The sequence below is a fragment of the Pedobacter superstes genome (assembly GCF_037622515.1).
In the GTDB taxonomy this organism is placed as follows: domain Bacteria; phylum Bacteroidota; class Bacteroidia; order Sphingobacteriales; family Sphingobacteriaceae; genus Paradesertivirga; species Paradesertivirga superstes.
In genome coordinates, this window is sequence record NZ_JBBJCN010000002.1 from 328,294 (window position 1) to 345,536 (window position 17,243).

Annotated in this window: 16 protein-coding genes; 6 read left to right on the forward strand and 10 right to left on the reverse strand. The window is 38.3% G+C overall.

The window, feature by feature from the left end; translation table 11 throughout:
- Positions 1 to 226: 226 nt before the first annotated feature.
- On the forward strand, positions 227 to 1,924 hold the full coding sequence (locus WG906_RS06725; RefSeq protein WP_339991783.1) for a T9SS type B sorting domain-containing protein: 1,698 nt from the start codon (positions 227 to 229) through the stop codon (positions 1,922 to 1,924).
- Positions 1,925 to 2,039: 115 nt separating this feature from the next.
- Here the strand turns inward: WG906_RS06725 and WG906_RS06730 are convergent, their stop codons facing one another.
- Positions 2,040 to 3,329 (reverse strand): MgtC/SapB family protein, encoded by a 1,290-nt coding sequence (locus WG906_RS06730; protein WP_339991784.1) that lies wholly within the window; start codon positions 3,327 to 3,329, stop codon positions 2,040 to 2,042.
- 217 nt (positions 3,330 to 3,546) lie between these two features.
- Positions 3,547 to 3,885, reverse strand: coding sequence for a phosphoribosylpyrophosphate synthetase (locus WG906_RS06735; protein ID WP_339991785.1), 339 nt, complete (start codon positions 3,883 to 3,885; stop codon positions 3,547 to 3,549).
- Between the two features lie 224 nt (positions 3,886 to 4,109).
- Here WG906_RS06735 and WG906_RS06740 point away from each other — a divergent pair, with 224 nt between their 5' ends.
- Entirely contained in the window at positions 4,110 to 5,486 is a 1,377-nt protein-coding gene (locus WG906_RS06740) for a hypothetical protein (RefSeq protein WP_339991786.1), read from the forward strand.
- Positions 5,487 to 5,815: 329 nt separating this feature from the next.
- On the opposite strand, the gene WG906_RS06745 is transcribed toward WG906_RS06740, so the two are convergent.
- From WG906_RS06745 to WG906_RS06770, 6 genes are all read right to left on the reverse strand, one after another.
- A complete protein-coding gene (locus tag WG906_RS06745; protein ID WP_339991787.1) occupies positions 5,816 to 6,322 on the reverse strand; it encodes a plastocyanin/azurin family copper-binding protein in 507 nt (168 codons plus the stop codon).
- Positions 6,323 to 6,494: 172 nt separating this feature from the next.
- Positions 6,495 to 6,821 (reverse strand): ferredoxin, encoded by a 327-nt coding sequence (locus WG906_RS06750; protein WP_339991788.1) that lies wholly within the window; start codon positions 6,819 to 6,821, stop codon positions 6,495 to 6,497.
- A 29-nt stretch (positions 6,822 to 6,850) separates the two neighbouring features.
- Positions 6,851 to 7,240 carry a group III truncated hemoglobin gene (locus WG906_RS06755; RefSeq protein WP_339991789.1) on the reverse strand — a complete coding sequence of 130 codons (390 nt, stop codon included), beginning with the start codon at positions 7,238 to 7,240 and terminating at the stop codon, positions 6,851 to 6,853.
- 72 nt (positions 7,241 to 7,312) lie between these two features.
- Entirely contained in the window at positions 7,313 to 7,750 is a 438-nt protein-coding gene (locus WG906_RS06760) for an RrF2 family transcriptional regulator (protein ID WP_339991790.1), read from the reverse strand.
- A 109-nt stretch (positions 7,751 to 7,859) separates the two neighbouring features.
- A complete protein-coding gene (locus WG906_RS06765) occupies positions 7,860 to 9,392 on the reverse strand; it encodes a helicase HerA-like domain-containing protein (protein WP_339991791.1) in 1,533 nt (510 codons plus the stop codon).
- Between the two features lie 38 nt (positions 9,393 to 9,430).
- On the reverse strand, positions 9,431 to 10,015 hold the full coding sequence (locus WG906_RS06770; RefSeq protein WP_339991792.1) for a hypothetical protein: 585 nt from the start codon (positions 10,013 to 10,015) through the stop codon (positions 9,431 to 9,433).
- A 246-nt stretch (positions 10,016 to 10,261) separates the two neighbouring features.
- Between WG906_RS06770 and WG906_RS06775 the strand changes: the two genes are divergently transcribed.
- The gene (locus tag WG906_RS06775) at positions 10,262 to 11,851 is read left to right on the forward strand and encodes a peptide chain release factor 3 (protein WP_339991793.1); all 1,590 of its coding nucleotides are present in this window, start codon (positions 10,262 to 10,264) and stop codon (positions 11,849 to 11,851) included.
- Between the two features lie 121 nt (positions 11,852 to 11,972).
- On the opposite strand, the gene WG906_RS06780 is transcribed toward WG906_RS06775, so the two are convergent.
- Positions 11,973 to 12,311, reverse strand: a complete 339-nt coding sequence (locus tag WG906_RS06780) for a DUF3817 domain-containing protein (protein ID WP_339991794.1) — start codon at positions 12,309 to 12,311, stop codon at positions 11,973 to 11,975.
- A gap of 218 nt (positions 12,312 to 12,529) precedes the next feature.
- Entirely contained in the window at positions 12,530 to 14,002 is a 1,473-nt protein-coding gene (gene proS / locus WG906_RS06785; protein WP_339991795.1) for a proline--tRNA ligase, read from the reverse strand.
- Positions 14,003 to 14,166: 164 nt separating this feature from the next.
- Between proS and WG906_RS06790 the strand changes: the two genes are divergently transcribed.
- The 3 genes from WG906_RS06790 (at position 14,167) to WG906_RS06800 (ending at position 17,197) form a co-directional block, all read left to right on the forward strand.
- Positions 14,167 to 15,135 carry a hypothetical protein gene (locus tag WG906_RS06790; protein ID WP_339991796.1) on the forward strand — a complete coding sequence of 323 codons (969 nt, stop codon included), beginning with the start codon at positions 14,167 to 14,169 and terminating at the stop codon, positions 15,133 to 15,135.
- Entirely contained in the window at positions 15,136 to 16,635 is a 1,500-nt protein-coding gene (locus WG906_RS06795; RefSeq protein WP_339991797.1) for an OmpP1/FadL family transporter, read from the forward strand.
- A 202-nt stretch (positions 16,636 to 16,837) separates the two neighbouring features.
- Positions 16,838 to 17,197 carry a response regulator gene (locus WG906_RS06800; RefSeq protein WP_339991798.1) on the forward strand — a complete coding sequence of 120 codons (360 nt, stop codon included), beginning with the start codon at positions 16,838 to 16,840 and terminating at the stop codon, positions 17,195 to 17,197.
- Positions 17,198 to 17,243 lie beyond the last annotated feature (46 nt).

Genomic DNA, 17,243 nt, shown 5'->3' on the forward strand with positions numbered 1-17,243 from the left:
GAACGTACAAATCACCCGAATGTTCTTTCTGCTATATTTCATTTTATTTTTTCTTCATCCATTCGGAAACCTATTATCCCGGGAGGATATTTATTCAATTGTATACAGAATTTCTCACCCTTCGCGATTTTGGAACACATAAGTAATTGATTTATTTATATATAACACAAATCCATAAATCCAATTGTTATTAATATCCTGTGAGTATCCTAGACACAGCCTTATCATGGTGCTTAAAAACATTTTGTTAATAAGTGGCTTTATATGCACTCAATCCTTAGCCTATGGCCAGATTGTAACAGAATGCCCTCAAAACATTGGATTTGAAAATGGCACTCTAAATAACTGGGAGTGCTATACAGGATATATTACAGAAACCGGGCGAAATGTTCCTGGAGTACAGCGTCCAGCAGTAGTAAATGTTGCTCCATCATCGCCTCTGAATGGTACTCATACATTGATTTCCAAAGGACATACAGATCCCTTCGGGGGATTTTCTCTTGATGCACCCAATGGGAGTGATTATGTAATAAAATTAGGGAATGAAATCAATGGCCGCGGTGCAGAGGCAATAAGCTTTACTATAAATGTCCCATCAAATGTACCGGCCTATTCTGTAATTTTTAATTATGCAGTAGTTTTCGAAAATCCTGATCATGAGTTTGATGAGCAACCGAAATTTATGGTCAGAGTAATCGATGAAAGCACAAACACATTTACAGAATGCGGCTCTTTTGAATTTACCGCACCAGGCCTTGGTGGAGGCATACCTGGTTTCGAAACAGCACCCATTTCATTTGGTGATTCCATTTTATATAAACCATGGTCGCCGGTAATGGTTAATTTGTCCAATTATCTTGGCCGAACCATCCGTTTAGAGTTTACTACAAATGATTGCAGCCGCGGCAGGCATTTTGGATACGCTTATATTGATTTTAATGAAAATTGCTCTATTCCAATTCTGGGAAATATTACCTGCCCTGACACGGATGCAATAACCCTTACAACAATACCGGGTTTCTCTCAATATAACTGGTTTAACGCAGCTACATCAGAATCACTTGGCTCGGGAGATCAGCTGAAACTTTCTCCGGCACCTCAGCCAGGAACTGTAATAGGTGTAAATCTAACGCCTTTTGCGGGATTGGGTTGCTCCCAAACCTTATACACCACAATAACCGGCATGTACATGACTGTTAATAATCCACCCGAAAAATGTAAGTCAATTGACATTACTTCAACCTCTGTAACGGTGGGTAATAGTTCCGACCTGACTTACACCTACTGGAAGGATCCGAAAGCCAGTGTGCCCCTACCCGATCCCAAACATATACTGGTTGATGGAACGTATTATATCAAAGGGCAAAGCTCCTCAGGTTGTACCATGATATCGCCCGTTGTTGTTACGTTAACTAAATTGAAACCCATTAGTATCATTCAGCCACCAACCCTCTCATTTCCAGAGTCCTTTGATCTAACCAAAACTTTTATTGCAGAACAAGGCATAAATTATTCATATTGGTCAAACCCTGAAGCTACAGTCGGGTTAAAGGAACCGTCAAAAATCCGTCGCGGAGGAACATTTTACATTAAAGGGGAGAATAGTGAAGGTTGCGCGAGTATTGCACAGGTTAACGTTAGCATAACTCTGCCCGATTTTTTTATTCCCAATGCATTTACACCTAATGGAGATGGTATAAATGATGTATTTACTATTGTAGTAAAGAATAAGATTGCAATAAAGAATCTAAAAATTTTTAATCGCTGGGGACAGGTAATTTACCAAACATCTGATATCGATGACTATTGGGATGGCCTCAAAGAAAATATAAACGTACCTTCCGGGGTTTATTACTGGATAATTGAAGGCGATGAAAAACTACAGTTCTTTAAAAAATCCGGTTATGTAACTGTGTTGAGATAAAGCTTTTATGTCTCTCTTTTATGAATTTTCGCAGACTACCAAAAAGGTAAAAAAGCTTTCCCTGCTCCCTTTGCATTTCTTAAATCTTTTGTCAAGAATCAGACCATGAGTTCAATCATATTATCAAAAAGAGAATGTATGCTAATACGCTTATGAATATTGCACAGAACCCCCAAAAAGCTATTTTACGCAATTCCAAACTTCCCAGTATTAATACAATTATGAATTTTACAAGGGTGTTCGACAAAGCGGCGATAAGGATAGTGTTAATCGCTAAATTAGAAGCCTCCTGAGTATTTGCCATCTTTGCCATAGACAAAGTAATTGCATCTACGTCTGTAATACCTGAAATGGCTCCTGCCAGATAAGTTCCATTGTCGCCAAAGTTCTCCCCGCAATATTTCACCAGCCATTGTATAAGTGCGTAAAACATGGCAAATTTAATTGCGGTACTTAGATCAAGAGGATTTTTAAGGCTGATCCCGCCTGCCTGCGATTTACCTTTATTTAATCTATAAATTAAATATGCCGCTCCAAATCCTGCCAGGGATATTACAGCTACAGGTATCCATAATTGCTGTGCCAAAGTTTTGTTAACAACATAAACTTCAAAAAGAATACGCGGAAACATAATCGTACAGGCACTGATTATACCCATTGCATAATAAAAAGCGCTGGCTCCCGATTTATTCTCTTTGCTCTTGCGAGAAAAGGCTAATGCCACAGATGTACTCGAAACCAAACCTCCAACAATTCCTGCAAGCATAGTCCCTTTATTTCCCAGAATCTTTGCTATCATATATCCGAAAAGACTGGTTCCGGATACAAGAACTACCATTTTCCAGATTTCTTTTAGGTTCCAAAGTTTATAGGGCCCAAAGTTACTATCCGGTAAAAAAGGAATTACCAGAGCCGACATCACGACAAAGAGAATGATAGCCAGAAGTTCTTCCCTATTTAGTTTTTGCACAAACCCATGCAATGAAGGTTTAAATGCAAGCAGCAACAAAACGACCACCGTAATAACAAGGGCAAACAGGATGAATTTTAAAAACACCATGGCACCCAGTAAAAAAGTAATAATCGTAGCAATTTCTGACGTTCCGCCTTTATTCCCCGGACTGCTGGCAATTTTAAAATAGGATACAATTACAAATACGAATACGCAAAACAATGCTACTCCAAATAACCATTGCCCAAAATGTGCAGAAAGGAAGGCAGTAATATAGCCGAAGATAGAAACCATAGTGAAAGTTCGCACGCCGGCGAACTGCTCTTCGTCCTCTTTTACCTCTTTAGAAAATTGTCTCTCCATTCCGATCAAAAAACCGATCCCAAGGCTAATAGCAAACCCTGTTAGTTGATCGATAGTTAAACTTGTTACTTTTGAGAATTCTTCATCCATGGAATTTTAAACCTGGTTTCTAAAAGGCAGCTTATTAATTAAACAAATGGGATAAGTTTTGTTTCGGGAGTCCAGAACTGGCACACCACAATCATTTGAGGATAAACAGCGAAAATTAAACGCAGCCTACCCGGGGATCAATTAATTAAATACGAACTTCTAAAAACCTGAATAAGGCCTTTAATTCAACTTGTACTATTCTTCTCTGGCAAAAACTCTATGTTAATGAAGTATTATCCTTCAATGCCTTTACCATATCATTGGTTATTTCATCACTGGAAATTCCATAGCCGTCGACCAAAATACCTTTTACATTGTGTTTAGCGGAAGAAATAGCATAAACCACAGCCTCATCAGCCGGATCAGATTCTCCTTCAAACCGGTAATGTTTATCAACTACAAATTCGTCGGGATGAATTTGTAAGGAACTGCCCTTGCATTTCAGAGAATTTTCGCCCACGTTAAAATCTACGGTATAGCCGTCTTTTTTGAGTTTATCTAGTACTTCCGAAAGAGTGGTCATGGTATCCATACTATCAAATTTAGTTGTAAACAAATTTAACCTTTAAAAATCGCTTATACATCTAAAGATTAAATTTTCAAGGATTTAAACCTCTGATTTGTTTTACTCTGCGGAGGATAAATTCTGTTTATTTCATTTATATCTAATACAATGACCCAGAGATTCTAAAAATGCAACATTTTTTGCTCCAAATACGTAAAACGCTAATTTTAACGACCAGATTTTCTTTAAAAAACTTTAGATTTCAATACCTATTTATGATAAGATCCTTTACATTTTTAATCTTTATTGTATTTCTTATAAATTCCTGTACATCAGGAAAAAAAGCAATGCAACAGGGAAACTACGACGACGCTGTATTCAAAGCAGTTAAAAGATTACGCAATAATACAGACCACAAAAAGACACTTGAAATATTAAAACAAACTTATCCATTAGCTCAACAATGGCATTTGAACAGGATAAAAAACATGGAAATTTCCTACGACCGTTTTAAATGGGAACCCATAGCCCGTGAGTACGCCAGTCTTATAAATCTATATGAGGAAATATCCCGATGCCCTGCTTGTTTAGCCGCTGTTCCCGCTCCTGAAAGTTACAGTTTCGAATATGAACGTGCCCGGCTAGGTGCTGCTTCAGAAAGATTTGATGCCGGTTCAATCGCACTTGAAAAAGGAAAAAATGGTGACCGGAATCAGGCAAGAGATGCTTTTATCCATTTTACAGAGGCGAATAATTGGGTAAGAAATTATAAAGATTCCGAACAAAAAATTAAAGACGCGGAATATTATGCGACCATCAGAGTGGTTGTAGAACCTATTCCGATGCATAGTCAGGCCTTAAAAATCAGCAACGAATTTTTCGACAATAAGATTAATGAATTTTTGCTCCAGGCACCTGTTAATCGTTTTGTTAAGTTTTACACAACGAAGGAGGCAAAGCGTTTAGGCATAACTAAGCCGGATCAGATTCTTCAATTGGAGTTTGATGATTTTGTAGTTGGACAAACCTACATGCATGAAAAAGAAACTCAGCTTATTAAAGACAGTATTGTACTGGCAACGTATGAAGTTGAAGTTCCTCAAACAAATACTTCCGGACAAACTACAGGGAATAGTTCCGGAAATGGAGGGTCAAATGAAACTAAAGTAACGATTTGTCATACCGCTCCGGGATCTGGTAACTCTCAAACCATTACAGTTGCAGAAAGTGGATTGAAAGCACATATGGATCATGGCGATAAAATTGGCTCTTGCCAAGGATCTGACAACTCCCCCTCGCAAAATACTGCACAAGGTGTAAAAAAAGAGGTTCGTAAAGTTTATGGCCAGGCCAAAGCAACCGTGCACATATTTACCAGATCTGTTGAATCAAAGGGGCTGCTTGACCTCAGAATTATTGACGCAAATACTCGTAGGGTAATAAGCCAGGAAAAATTACCGGGAGCTTTTGTCTGGCAATCGCAATGGGGATATTATAATGGTGATCAGCGCGCTTTAGAAAAACAGCATCAACAAATTATTAAAAATAAAGATGTGCCTCCGCCTTCACCTCAGGACTTGTTTATTCAATTCACCCAACCCATTTATCAGCAAATAACCGCTAAGATCAGTGATTTTTATAGAAATTACTAAAATTGACGCTCTCTCCTAGAGTTGAATTGACAAAGTGCATTTGGTGTAGAAGTTTGACGGACGATGCTAAAGCGCTTTGTCATTTTGAGCCATGCCTTCGAAGCAAGCATGAATCTAAGACGAGATGCTCAGGAGGTTCTCCTATTGTCGGATAACAAAGCGTATTTGGTGTAGTTTAATGGGCTATGCTAAAGCGCTTGGCAGCGAAAAATCTAATCATTATAATTCAAAAACATAATTACCCAAGGATCACAAACTACCCTTATCAAAAAATGATGAGCGTTTCCACCCATCATCTTTAAACAACAAAACTTAAATATTAAATTCGATTATTCAACAATCAACTTTCCTCTCATTGTAGTGTAATGACCCGGGAAACTGCAAATAAAATCATACTCACCTTTTTCAAGAGTGAATGTAATAGTATCAGACTCATTAGGTCCCAATAATTTGGTATGTGCTATTATTGAAGTTTTCATAGATTCAGGAATATAATCCGTTTCCTTACTATTCATGGATGCTTTACCGAACTCCTCTACATTAGTTCCATTCTTCAACAAAACGAAATTATGCCCCATGGCTTCTTTAACTATGGTTCCGGCATTTCTCAATGTTAACTTTACCGGCTCACCGGCTTTCACTCTGATTTCTGAAACATTGAATTTCATCTGATCATTTCCAGTGAGTTCAACAGAATTAGGATTTGCCTCAACGCTCTCCTCCAATGTTGTTTCAGTCTCTGTTTCTGTATCCTGGGTGTCCTTAACTTTTTGGTCTCCTCCGCACGATGCCAGAATTGCTGTTACGGTAAAAAGTGTTAATAATTGCTTTTTCATAATTTTAGTTTTTGGTTATTTTTCTTTTAAAATTTTCTTCATAAAAGGCAGCAAAATTCTCATGCTTGATTTCTCTACATCTCAATACTAAGCAAATTTAAAGGACCATCTTTCATAATCTAATACTATAATTCTATAAAAGTTTTACTTTCAAAAATTTACTCCGTTTAAATTAAACAGCAGGTTTTACAACCTTAATTTTTAAACCATTCACCATCTCGTTTACCAATATCTGACATGATAAGCGAACGTTTTTATTTGTAATTCCAGCTTTATTAATTGTAGTTTCTTCATTTCTATCATAAGATGATAATGATAGTGGCATTTCAATAATTTCAATTAAACAGGTACCGCATTTACCCATACCCAAACACTCGCCAAACTCTTCAACATAGATTTTGTCGAAAATCAGCACCATCAGATTTCGGTATTCATTAGGAAAGGTTGTAATAGTGTAGGTCTTCCCGTCGCAAAGTACTGTAATCGTTACCGTCTGCATTTGATATATTGATATTTCTTTTTAATGCTTCATAACAATACCTTATCGGAGCCGCCCTTCATATTCCCCAGCCTCTTTAAAAACATTGCAGCCATTAATTCCGCTCTATACTTAGCTTCATTAGCCATATCACCTTCAAAATTCAAATCAATGGTTTCTTTAAACAAAAGCAGCCACTTCTCGAAATGAATGACATTAATAGGTAAAGGCGCATGCTTGGCAAAAGGATTCCCTGTAAAACCAGGTACACCAAGCAAAGCGGCGTTCCAAAATTTATACATCCTTTCAAGGTGGTGCGACCACTCGTCTATTACATCATTAAACACAGGACCAATTAATGGATCCTCTTTTACCTTATTATAAAAATCATTTACGAATAAAATTATATCGTCAAGATTTGAAATATCCGGTTTTAGCATTATTCGTCTTATTTTTGTATTCGGGCATTACAAAATATTAATACCTTTTTATCTTTTTATATGGAAAAATTTTTATTTTTTGAGTGCTGTAATTCCTAAATTCAAATCACCATTAAACGCTTCGATGCTTGTATGCTGAAGCATGTCATGAATCTGATTTCGAATATCCTTAAACTGATGATGTATCGGGCATGGATTTTCCTCAGAACAGTACTCCAAACCCAGGCCGCATCCTACAAATATCCCATCTCCGTCAATAGCTTCAACAACATCAGAAAGAGGTCTTTTTAAGGATGGTGCATCCATATAGAATCCTCCATTGGGTCCTTTAGTCGATAAAACAATGCCTCTCCTGCTCAGATCCTGTAAAATTTTCGCCAGAAAATGTTCAGGTGAACTGATTCCAAGCGCAATCTCTTTTATGCCCACTTTGCCGCCTGAAGCAGTTCTGTGAGCTATAAAAAAAACAGCCCTCATAGCATATTCACAAGTTTTTGAAAAAATACTCATCGATAGTTCAAAGATAGGCACTTTGAATTAAAATAAAAGACTGTTTTGTCTTTATACAAAAAAGACTGTTTTTTGTGATAGGCTTCCTAACAGATAAAAACCAACTCATTTACCATATGCTTTTCTTTCTGGTTCTTCCGCCTAAGCCTAAAGCGCCCAGTAAGCTCCTGGTAATTATGTTTGCAGCTGTTCTACCGGCACTTCGGACAATGGGGTTATCAAAAAAACTCTCTTCTTTCTCTTCAGATTTTATTTTTTCTTCCTTCATTTCTGAAGTTCTGACAGCCGCTTCTTCGAGTTTCGCATTTAAAATCTCATATGCACTTTCAGAATCAATCAATTGATTATACTTACTAGCCAAACGGCTTTGATTCACGATCAAATCAATCTCAGAACTTGTCAACACATCCATCCTGCTCCTTGGAGGCGCCAGCATTACATGCGCAAGCGGTGTCGGAATGCCTTTTTCATTTAGCATCGTAACCAGGGCCTCTCCTATTCCAAGCTCAGTTATAAGTTGATCGGTTTGATAAAACTCAGTATCCGGATAATTTTCAGCAGTTTGTTTAATCACTTTTCTATCTACAGCTGTAAATGCCCGAAGTGCATGCTGTACCTTCATCCCCAGCTGGCCTAAAACCCTTGGAGGCACATCCATTGGGTTTTGAGTGATAAAAAAAATGCCAATCCCTTTAGACCGGATCAATTTGATGACCGTTTCAATTTGTTGCAGCAGTGCGTCACTGGCCTCCTGAAAAATAAGATGTGCTTCGTCGATAAACATCACAAGCTTAGGCTTTTCTAAGTCTCCCTCTTCAGGATTAGTGGCATATAATTCTGCCAGGAGCTGAAGCATGAAAGTAGAAAATAGTTTAGGCCTGTCTTGTAAATCGGTTACCCTCAGTATATTGATCATGCCTTTACCTTCCTGATTAATACGCATTAAATCATCAACCTCAAAACTTTTTTCGCCAAAAAATGCATCTGCTCCCTGTTGTTCCAACTCTATTACTTTTCTTAAAATAGTTCCTGTTGAAGTTGTCGAGATGCGTCCATAAGACTTTTCCAGTTCATCCTTACCTTCGCCTGCAACAAATTGAAGTATTCTAATAAAATCTTTAAGATTTAATAATGGCAGCTTGTTATCATCACAGTATTTGAAAATCATTGCCAGAACACCACCCTGAGTATCATTTAAGCCCAAAATCTTAGAGAGTAAAACCGGGCCAAACTCACTTACCGTTGCTCTCAGCCTGACTCCCTTCTCATCGCTTAAACTGAGCAACTCAACCGGAAAACCCAGGGGTTCATATTTCAACCCCAATAACTGACATCGCTCTTCAATCTTAGAATTACTGCTTCCCGGCATGGCAATACCACTTAAATCCCCTTTAACATCAAGAAGTAAAACGGGTACACTCGCATCACTTAAGCCTTCGCTTAACAGCTGCAATGTTTTGGTTTTTCCTGTACCCGTCGCTCCGGCAATTAAACCGTGTCGGTTCATTGTTTTAAGAGGTAAAAACACATCGGCCCCGGCAATCACCCCGGTATTTAACATAGCGGTGCCTATCTTCAAACTCTCTCCTTTAAAAGTATACCCTAACTTAATAGATTCCAGAAAAGCTTGTTCAGTATTCATTTGATAATGGCTTAAGATTGAATTATACAATTAGCAAATTACATATATTTTGTATTTGGATTACTATCCAAATCTACTTTATCCAAAACCATCAGAAAAGCATTATAAATGGGTCGAAGTTTTTCAGGATCTGTTATACCATCATCTATTCTAAGCTCTAAAAAAGCCGACTCAACTTCTGTATTGGAGGAATTGTGGTGTCCGATATGAAAATTAAAATCCGGTAGAGTTTGTATAGTCTCCCGAACTTCTGAGAGCGATAAAATATCTTTTATTCGCTCCTCATCATTTGATTTAACTACAATTTCTTTATCAAAATCCGGATAACCGATAAGGATATCTTCCATTCCAAATAATTTTCCGATGCTGTCAACAAAATCCTGCCGATGTAAATTAAATCGAAAATCATCAAAGCGTTTTAAATTGGAAGTAAACCGCGTAAGGGTGTACCCCCCTTCAAAACCACCGCCTAAATCAATATCAATATCAAAAGTGACCGAATGACCCAGGTGTTCAATAATAACACTATACTCTATCAGGTTAGGATCGACTTCCAGATCTTTCCCGATATTTTGCCATACCTCGTCAGGAGTATTTCCTGATATAACTTTTAATTCTTCCATAACGGTTATATTGTAAGATTAGAACCATTATTCATTCAATCTGTTTTCAATAGCACTAGAAGCTCTCCGAAGAAAAATGGACCGATGTCAATTCAACCAGCCCCCTTTAAAAGCTCCAATTTTATGCATGTGATTCCCTTTCGGGGATTCTTAAAAAATAGTACCTTTGCCGCTCAATGAAGAGTGCACAAAATATTCAGCTTTTGTTTTTCTAGCAAAGCTTCATTCTTCCATCACAAGACATTTATGAGTAATCCAGAAATAGAAAAAAGAAAAACCTTCGCCATTATTAGCCACCCGGATGCTGGTAAAACCACATTAACAGAAAAGTTTTTGCTTTTTGGAGGTGCCATAAATACTGCCGGGGCTGTAAAGCGAAATAAGGCCAATCAGAATACTACTTCAGATTTCATGGAAATTGAAAAGCAAAGGGGAATTTCCGTGGCTACTTCTGTTATGGGGTTTGAATATAAGGGCAAGCGAATAAATATTCTGGATACGCCTGGTCACAAAGATTTTGCTGAGGATACGTACAGAACTTTATCCGCAGTGGACAGTGTAATTCTGGTTGTCGACAGTGTGAAGGGAGTTGAAGAGCAAACCCAGAAATTGATGGAAGTATGCCGGATGCGTAATACGCCGGTAATTATTTTCATCAACAAAATGGACCGGGAAGGAAAGGATGCTTTCGACCTTTTGGATGATCTCGAAAACACTCTAAAAATAAGTGTCTGCCCTCAATCCTGGCCTATCGGACAAGGATATACGTTTAAGGGGGTGTATAATATTTATGCAAATCAGCTAAACCTATTTGAACCCGATAAAGCTAAAGTAACGGAACCGGTAATAAAGGTTAAGGACTTGAAAGATACTTTATTACAAAGATATCTTAAGGATAAAGAGCTAACAAAGCTATCGGAAGATTTAGAATTGATTGAAGGAATATACGGTCCTCTTGATACCGAAATGTATCTGGAAGGATTACTGGCACCCGTTTTCTTTGGAAGTGCTATCAACAACTTCGGAATCCGGGAGATTCTGGATACGTTCATCAATATTGCGCCAAGTCCTACTGTTCGGGAAGCTGAAGAGAGAATTGTTTCTGCCAATGAAAAAAACTTTAGCGGCTTTGTATTTAAGATACACGCCAACCTTGATCCGAATCACCGGGACAGAATAGCCTTTTTAAGAATCTGCTCCGGGAAGTTTGAACGGAATAAGTTTTTCTACCATACCCGTTTAGAAAAAAAGTTAAAGTTTTCTAATCCTATGGACTTTATGGCCAATGAAAAAAGTTTGGTTGAAGAAGCCTGGCCCGGAGATGTAGTGGGTTTATATGACAGCGGTAACTTTAAAATCGGCGATACGCTGACGGAAGGTGAAAAATTACAGTTTAAAGGAATTCCAAGATTTTCTCCCGAAATTTTTAAAGAGGTAGAAAACCGCGACCCAATGAAAACCAAGCAATTGGAAAAGGGTATCCAGCAGTTAACTGAAGAAGGTGTAGCGCAGCTTTTTGTTCAGCAGCCTGGCAACCGTAAGATAATCGGAACTGTAGGTGAACTTCAGTTTGAAGTAATCAGTTTCCGCTTAGAAAACGAGTATGGCGCTAAATGTGCTTTCCGCCCGCTTACATTTAAGAAATCAAGCTGGATAACCTGTTCAGACAAAAAAGGGTTACAGGATATTGTTTACCGCAGAGCATCCAACATTGCCTACGATAAAGATTCAAATCCTGTATTCCTTGCTGATAACGACTGGGCAATTAACCTTGCAAAACGCGATTTCCCGGACGTAGAGTTTCATACTACTTCGGAATTTAAGAGCGCTGAGTAAGCAGAGTTAGCATTGTTGATCGATTGATTTATAATCATTTAATATTCAGTGCTTTAAGCCAATGCTTTGAAACCTTCATGCCTTGTCACTAATCAACTGAATACTAATTTATTCAAGAACCCTATTTTTGCAATGGCTCGCCGATTACCTTTAAATCTAACTCCTCCTGCTCTTTTTTAAGATTTTTATCTAAAATAAACGTGGCAAGGGGCACTAAAGACGCTGCCAAAAATAAAGCGGTTCTCTTTAAGTTCCATCTTAAGCTCCATGCGGCGCGCAAAACTGCAAACACGTAGGCTATAAACAAAACTCCGTGTGCCCAGCCTGTATATTTCACGGGCAAAGGGTTTCCTAAAATGTATTTAATAGGCATAGCGATCAGCAGAAGCACTAAAAAACTAATACCTTCTGCAATACCTATTATTCTTAAATCTCTGATAACTTTTGACTTATTTTCCAATTTTTTAAAATATCGTTTAATATATTTTTCATTTATATACGCTGGCAACAGGCTAAATTATATCTTCTGCCTCGATATGACAAACGCCTTACATATTGTATAGTAATGTGCCCACCATACATTACTGTATTTATTTCCGCTGTATCATTTCGCACAAAGGGAGAAATCTCACACAAATTGCTGAAGATATCTCCCTTATCGAATTTGACAAATGCCGTCTAATAAGCCCGGGCAAATAAAACCCTTTGCACTGAAGGTTTACCACTATAAATACAAACCCCTGCTTCCTGCTTGTTATTTAATGGTATGCAACGTATAGTAGCTTTTGTCTCTTCTTTAATTTTTTGCTCAGTTTCTGGTGTACCATCCCAATGTGCGGCAACAAATCCTGCTTTCGTGTCTAAAATAGTTTTAAACTCTTCATAAGAATTTACTTCTGTAGTATTTTCTTCACGGAAGCTAAACGCCTTCTGGTAAATATTCTTTTGAATATCTTCAAGTAATTTTTCAATTCTTTCTGCTAAGCCTTCCCTGTTTACGGTTTCTTTTTCCTTAGTATCACGTCTTGCTACTTCAGCCGTTCCGTTCTCTAAATCCCGTCCACCTAAAGCTACCCTTACAGGTACCCCCTTTAGTTCATATTCGGCAAATTTGAAACCAGGTCGCTGAGTATCTCTGTTATCATATTTCACTGAGATGTTTTTCGCTTTAAGCTCCTTGGATAAATTATCCGCTACTTCAGAAATCGCTTTAAATTCATCGTCACCTTTATAAATTGGCACTATTACAACCTGGATGGGTGCAAGCATTGGAGGCAATACCAATCCGGCATCATCAGAGTGAGCCATAATTAAAGCACCCATTAATCGTGTAGAAACACCCCACGAAGTTGCCCACACATAATCAAGTTTACCTTCCTTACTGGTAAATTTAACATCAAAGGCCTTAGCAAAATTTTGGCCGAGAAAGTGTGAAGTTCCTGCCTGCAAAGCTTTTCCATCCTGCATCAGGGCCTCAATACAATAAGTCTCCAGGGCTCCGGCGAAGCGTTCATTAGCTGTTTTAATACCTTTTATAACGGGAACTGCCATCCAGTTTTCAGCAAAATCAGCATACACATCAAGCATTTTTTCAGCCTCTTCAATCGCTTCCTGCTGAGTAGCGTGAGCAGTATGCCCTTCCTGCCATAAAAACTCGGCGGTACGAAGAAACAAACGGGTACGCATTTCCCAACGTACTACGTTAGCCCATTGATTAACCAAAATTGGCAAATCCCGATAGGATTGAATCCAGCCTTTGTATGTATTCCAGATAATGGTTTCGGATGTAGGACGAACAATCAGCTCTTCTTCAAGTTTCGCATCTTCATCAACTATAATATTTCCGTTACCATCATTTTTTAATCGATAATGGGTAACAACAGCGCATTCTGTGGCAAAGCCTTCTACATGCGAGGCTTCTTTGGAAAAGAACGATTTTGGAATAAAAAGCGGAAAATACGCATTGGAGTGGCCGGTATCTTTAAACATCTTATCCAAAGCAGCCTGCATTTTCTCCCAAATGGAATATCCATAAGGTTTTATAACCATACAGCCCCGTACGGCCGAATGTTCTGCCAGATCAGCCTTTGTAACAAGTTCATTATACCATTGAGAATAATCCTCTTTTCGGCTTGTAATACCCTTACTCATAGTGTTTTTTTAAAGATTTATTTGTAATTTAGTCACACAAATACTTATGCGGCAAAGTTATAAAAGTAGTCGGGGTATTTTATTTATTGATGCAACCAATTTCATATTGATTTCGTCATTAGTTATAAGCGCACACACACTTTATAAACTAACATCATAACGCAATGAAAAAATTACTACTACCGGTTTTTGCAGTTTCAGCATTTTTGCTGAGTTCCTGCTCAACTACTCAGCTTGCGCGGCAAACTGATAGTAATGACGACGTTTATTATACTGAAGCTCAGGCCAAAGAAATTGCACCTGTAGTAGTAAAAACTCAAACTGATAAACAGGATAAAACTTATCGTACCGACGAACAGCTTTATGGAGATAACAGTTATTCGCAGGAAAGATATTATGACGACTATACATATTCATCAAGGTTAAATCGTTTTTATTACAATTCTCCTTACAGACCATATTATGATTACCGTTATTCCTACGGCTATAACCCATGGTACACTTATTCATATGATCCTTTTTTCTATGACCCATGGTTATTTAGGCCGGGAGTATCCTTATGGATAGGAACTTCAAGGTATAATAACTATTACAGCAATAATTATTACGGATATTACGGTTCTGGTTATAATAATGGTTTTTGGGGACCATATTCTTACTACAATACCTATCCGGGATATGGTTATGGATCCGGAGGATATTACAGAGGCACTAACAGGAATTACGACAATCCTAATTACAGACCAAGACCCAACCGCGGCGGAAATGATACCTACCAACCCTCTACAGGCGGAACAGTTATAACCGGTGGTGGACGGAGAGGTTCTGCACCAGTTGGAACAGACAGAATTAGCAGAGACAATAACAATAATAAACCTTCTGATACTCAAAGTAACACCCGGCCCAGGCCAACTGCTCCGGCCACTACACAAAGAGAAAGAGAAGCCAGTACTAACTCCGCTCCGACGAGAACTCCTCCCGCCCGTGCAGAGCGTCCGGCCCCGGCAGAACGGTATACACCACCCCCAACTACCAGGGAAAGCACCCCTCCACCAAGTAATAGCGGCGGCAGTAGCAGCGGCAGCGGCAGTAGCGGTTCAGGAAGTGGTCGTCCATCAAGAGGAGGAAACTAAATGAGATATACATATTTACTTTTGTTAATTGCAGCATTCGCAGTTAATCAGGACACTTACGCTCAGGGATATTATGCTGACGCACTACGATTTTCTCAATATCAATTTGGTTCTACAGCCCGGCTAAAAGGGCTCGCCAGTGCACAAACTGCTGTTGGTGGTGATATAAGCTCTATTGGCGGAAATCCTGCCGGCCTTGGTTTATTTACCCGTTCAGAATTCTCTCTGACAACAGAAATAATGCAATACTCTTCAAAAGGTTCTTATTTCGGCGAAAGCATGAATGCGAGCCGGGGAAAAGTTAATCTGAATAATCTGGGGGCTGTTTTTTTTGTTCGTATGGGAAAACCCAGGGGACAGGATCTTAAAACAGGTGTAATAAGTTTAAACTTCGGAATTGGCTATAACAAAACCAATGATTTTGGAAACAAGCTCATGTTCACGGCACCCAATACCCAAAGCTCTGTAGCAAATTTTTATGCAGATCTTGCTAACGGATATTCAGGCGCGCTTGTCGATGGCAGCCTGGAAGATGCGGCGGACAAAGCGAATCTAATCATTCCAAGCGGAGGCAATTATGTCTCAGCAACAAATGCTGACAGAGTACAGGATGAGGTAATCATTAGAAATGGCTCTCAATCAGAACTCAATCTTTCAGCAGGCATAAATATTAGTAATAAATTTTATATAGGCACCAGCATTGGCTTATTGGGACTAAAGTATTCTTCTGATAATACTTTTACGGAAAACGGCACACTCTCCTATACTGATGCTAACGGTAATTATTCGGAAAATTATAACAATAATTATTACCAGAGATTTGAAGCGAAAGGTTCGGGTTTCAACATGAAACTGGGAGTCATCTTCCGTCCGAATCAATATTTCAGAATAGGAGCTACAGCTCAGTCACCGAACTGGTATACTATTGATGATTCGTATAGTGAAAGTACTTCTACTAATTTAACTGATAATCCCCGTTTCCAGGATCAGAGAGTTACCTCTGAAACTGCCGACTACGATTTAACATACGGGCTCAGAACTCCTGCAAAATTCAGCCTGGGAGCATCTCTGTTTCAAAATAAAATAGGTTTTTTAACCGGCGAAATTGAACTTGTCGACTACAGCTCTATTGAACTGGAAAGTAAAGACTACACACCAAATCAATTTAATGACGATAATCGTTTTATTGTTAATAATTATAAAAACGCTACCAATTATAAAATTGGAGCTGAAGTCAAAGCAACTCCCACTTTATTTGTCAGAGCAGGATATTCATTAACCGATTCACCTATTGAAAATTCCAATCAGGATTTGGACATCCAAACCTATTCAATTGGCGGAGGCTACAGGTTTGGAAATATCAATATCGACCTTGCTTATCAATCAAGTTCTGCTAACTCTCAAATCAGTCCCTATACGCTTAATACTGGCATATCTCCGGTCGCCAGTTTTAAAACCACACGCAGTGGAGTATTTTTAACGGTAGGCACACGATTCTAAATAAGCTTTAAATAAATGGAGAAAGTCGATTTCTCCATTTATTTAAAAAAAGCCGTTTTTATTTCTTTAATGATCAAAGTGTTACTCTGTAACAATGTCTTCAACCATCGAATCCAAAACTAAATGGATTGAAGTCTGTTGTTCAGAAATTATTAAATACACACAATATGATTATTTATCACACTTTTTATTCTAGGAGAAAATGAACTGTATTTTACTCATAGAAGACGACGACGCAATAAGAAATGTTATTCAGGAAGCTCTAAACAATTATAAAGTAATAGCTATAGACAATACAGACAATATTTCAGGGTTGATTAGAGAACACAAGCCTGACCTGGTTCTAATGGATTATATTCTTCCAAAAATAAATGGCGGCGAACTTTGTCACCAAATAAAATCGAATCCGGAAACAGCCGGCATCCCCGTTATTATTATTTCAGGTTATCCTCAAATTTTATATTCTTTAGGATCTTACGGTTGCGATGCGATTCTGGAAAAACCTTTTGACCTATCAACATTAATTGAAATAGTCGCAAAGTTTGACCCGATAAATAATTAGGTTTTTAAATTGATGAAGGAATCTTGCCTCCCTTTATTTTTAAGGG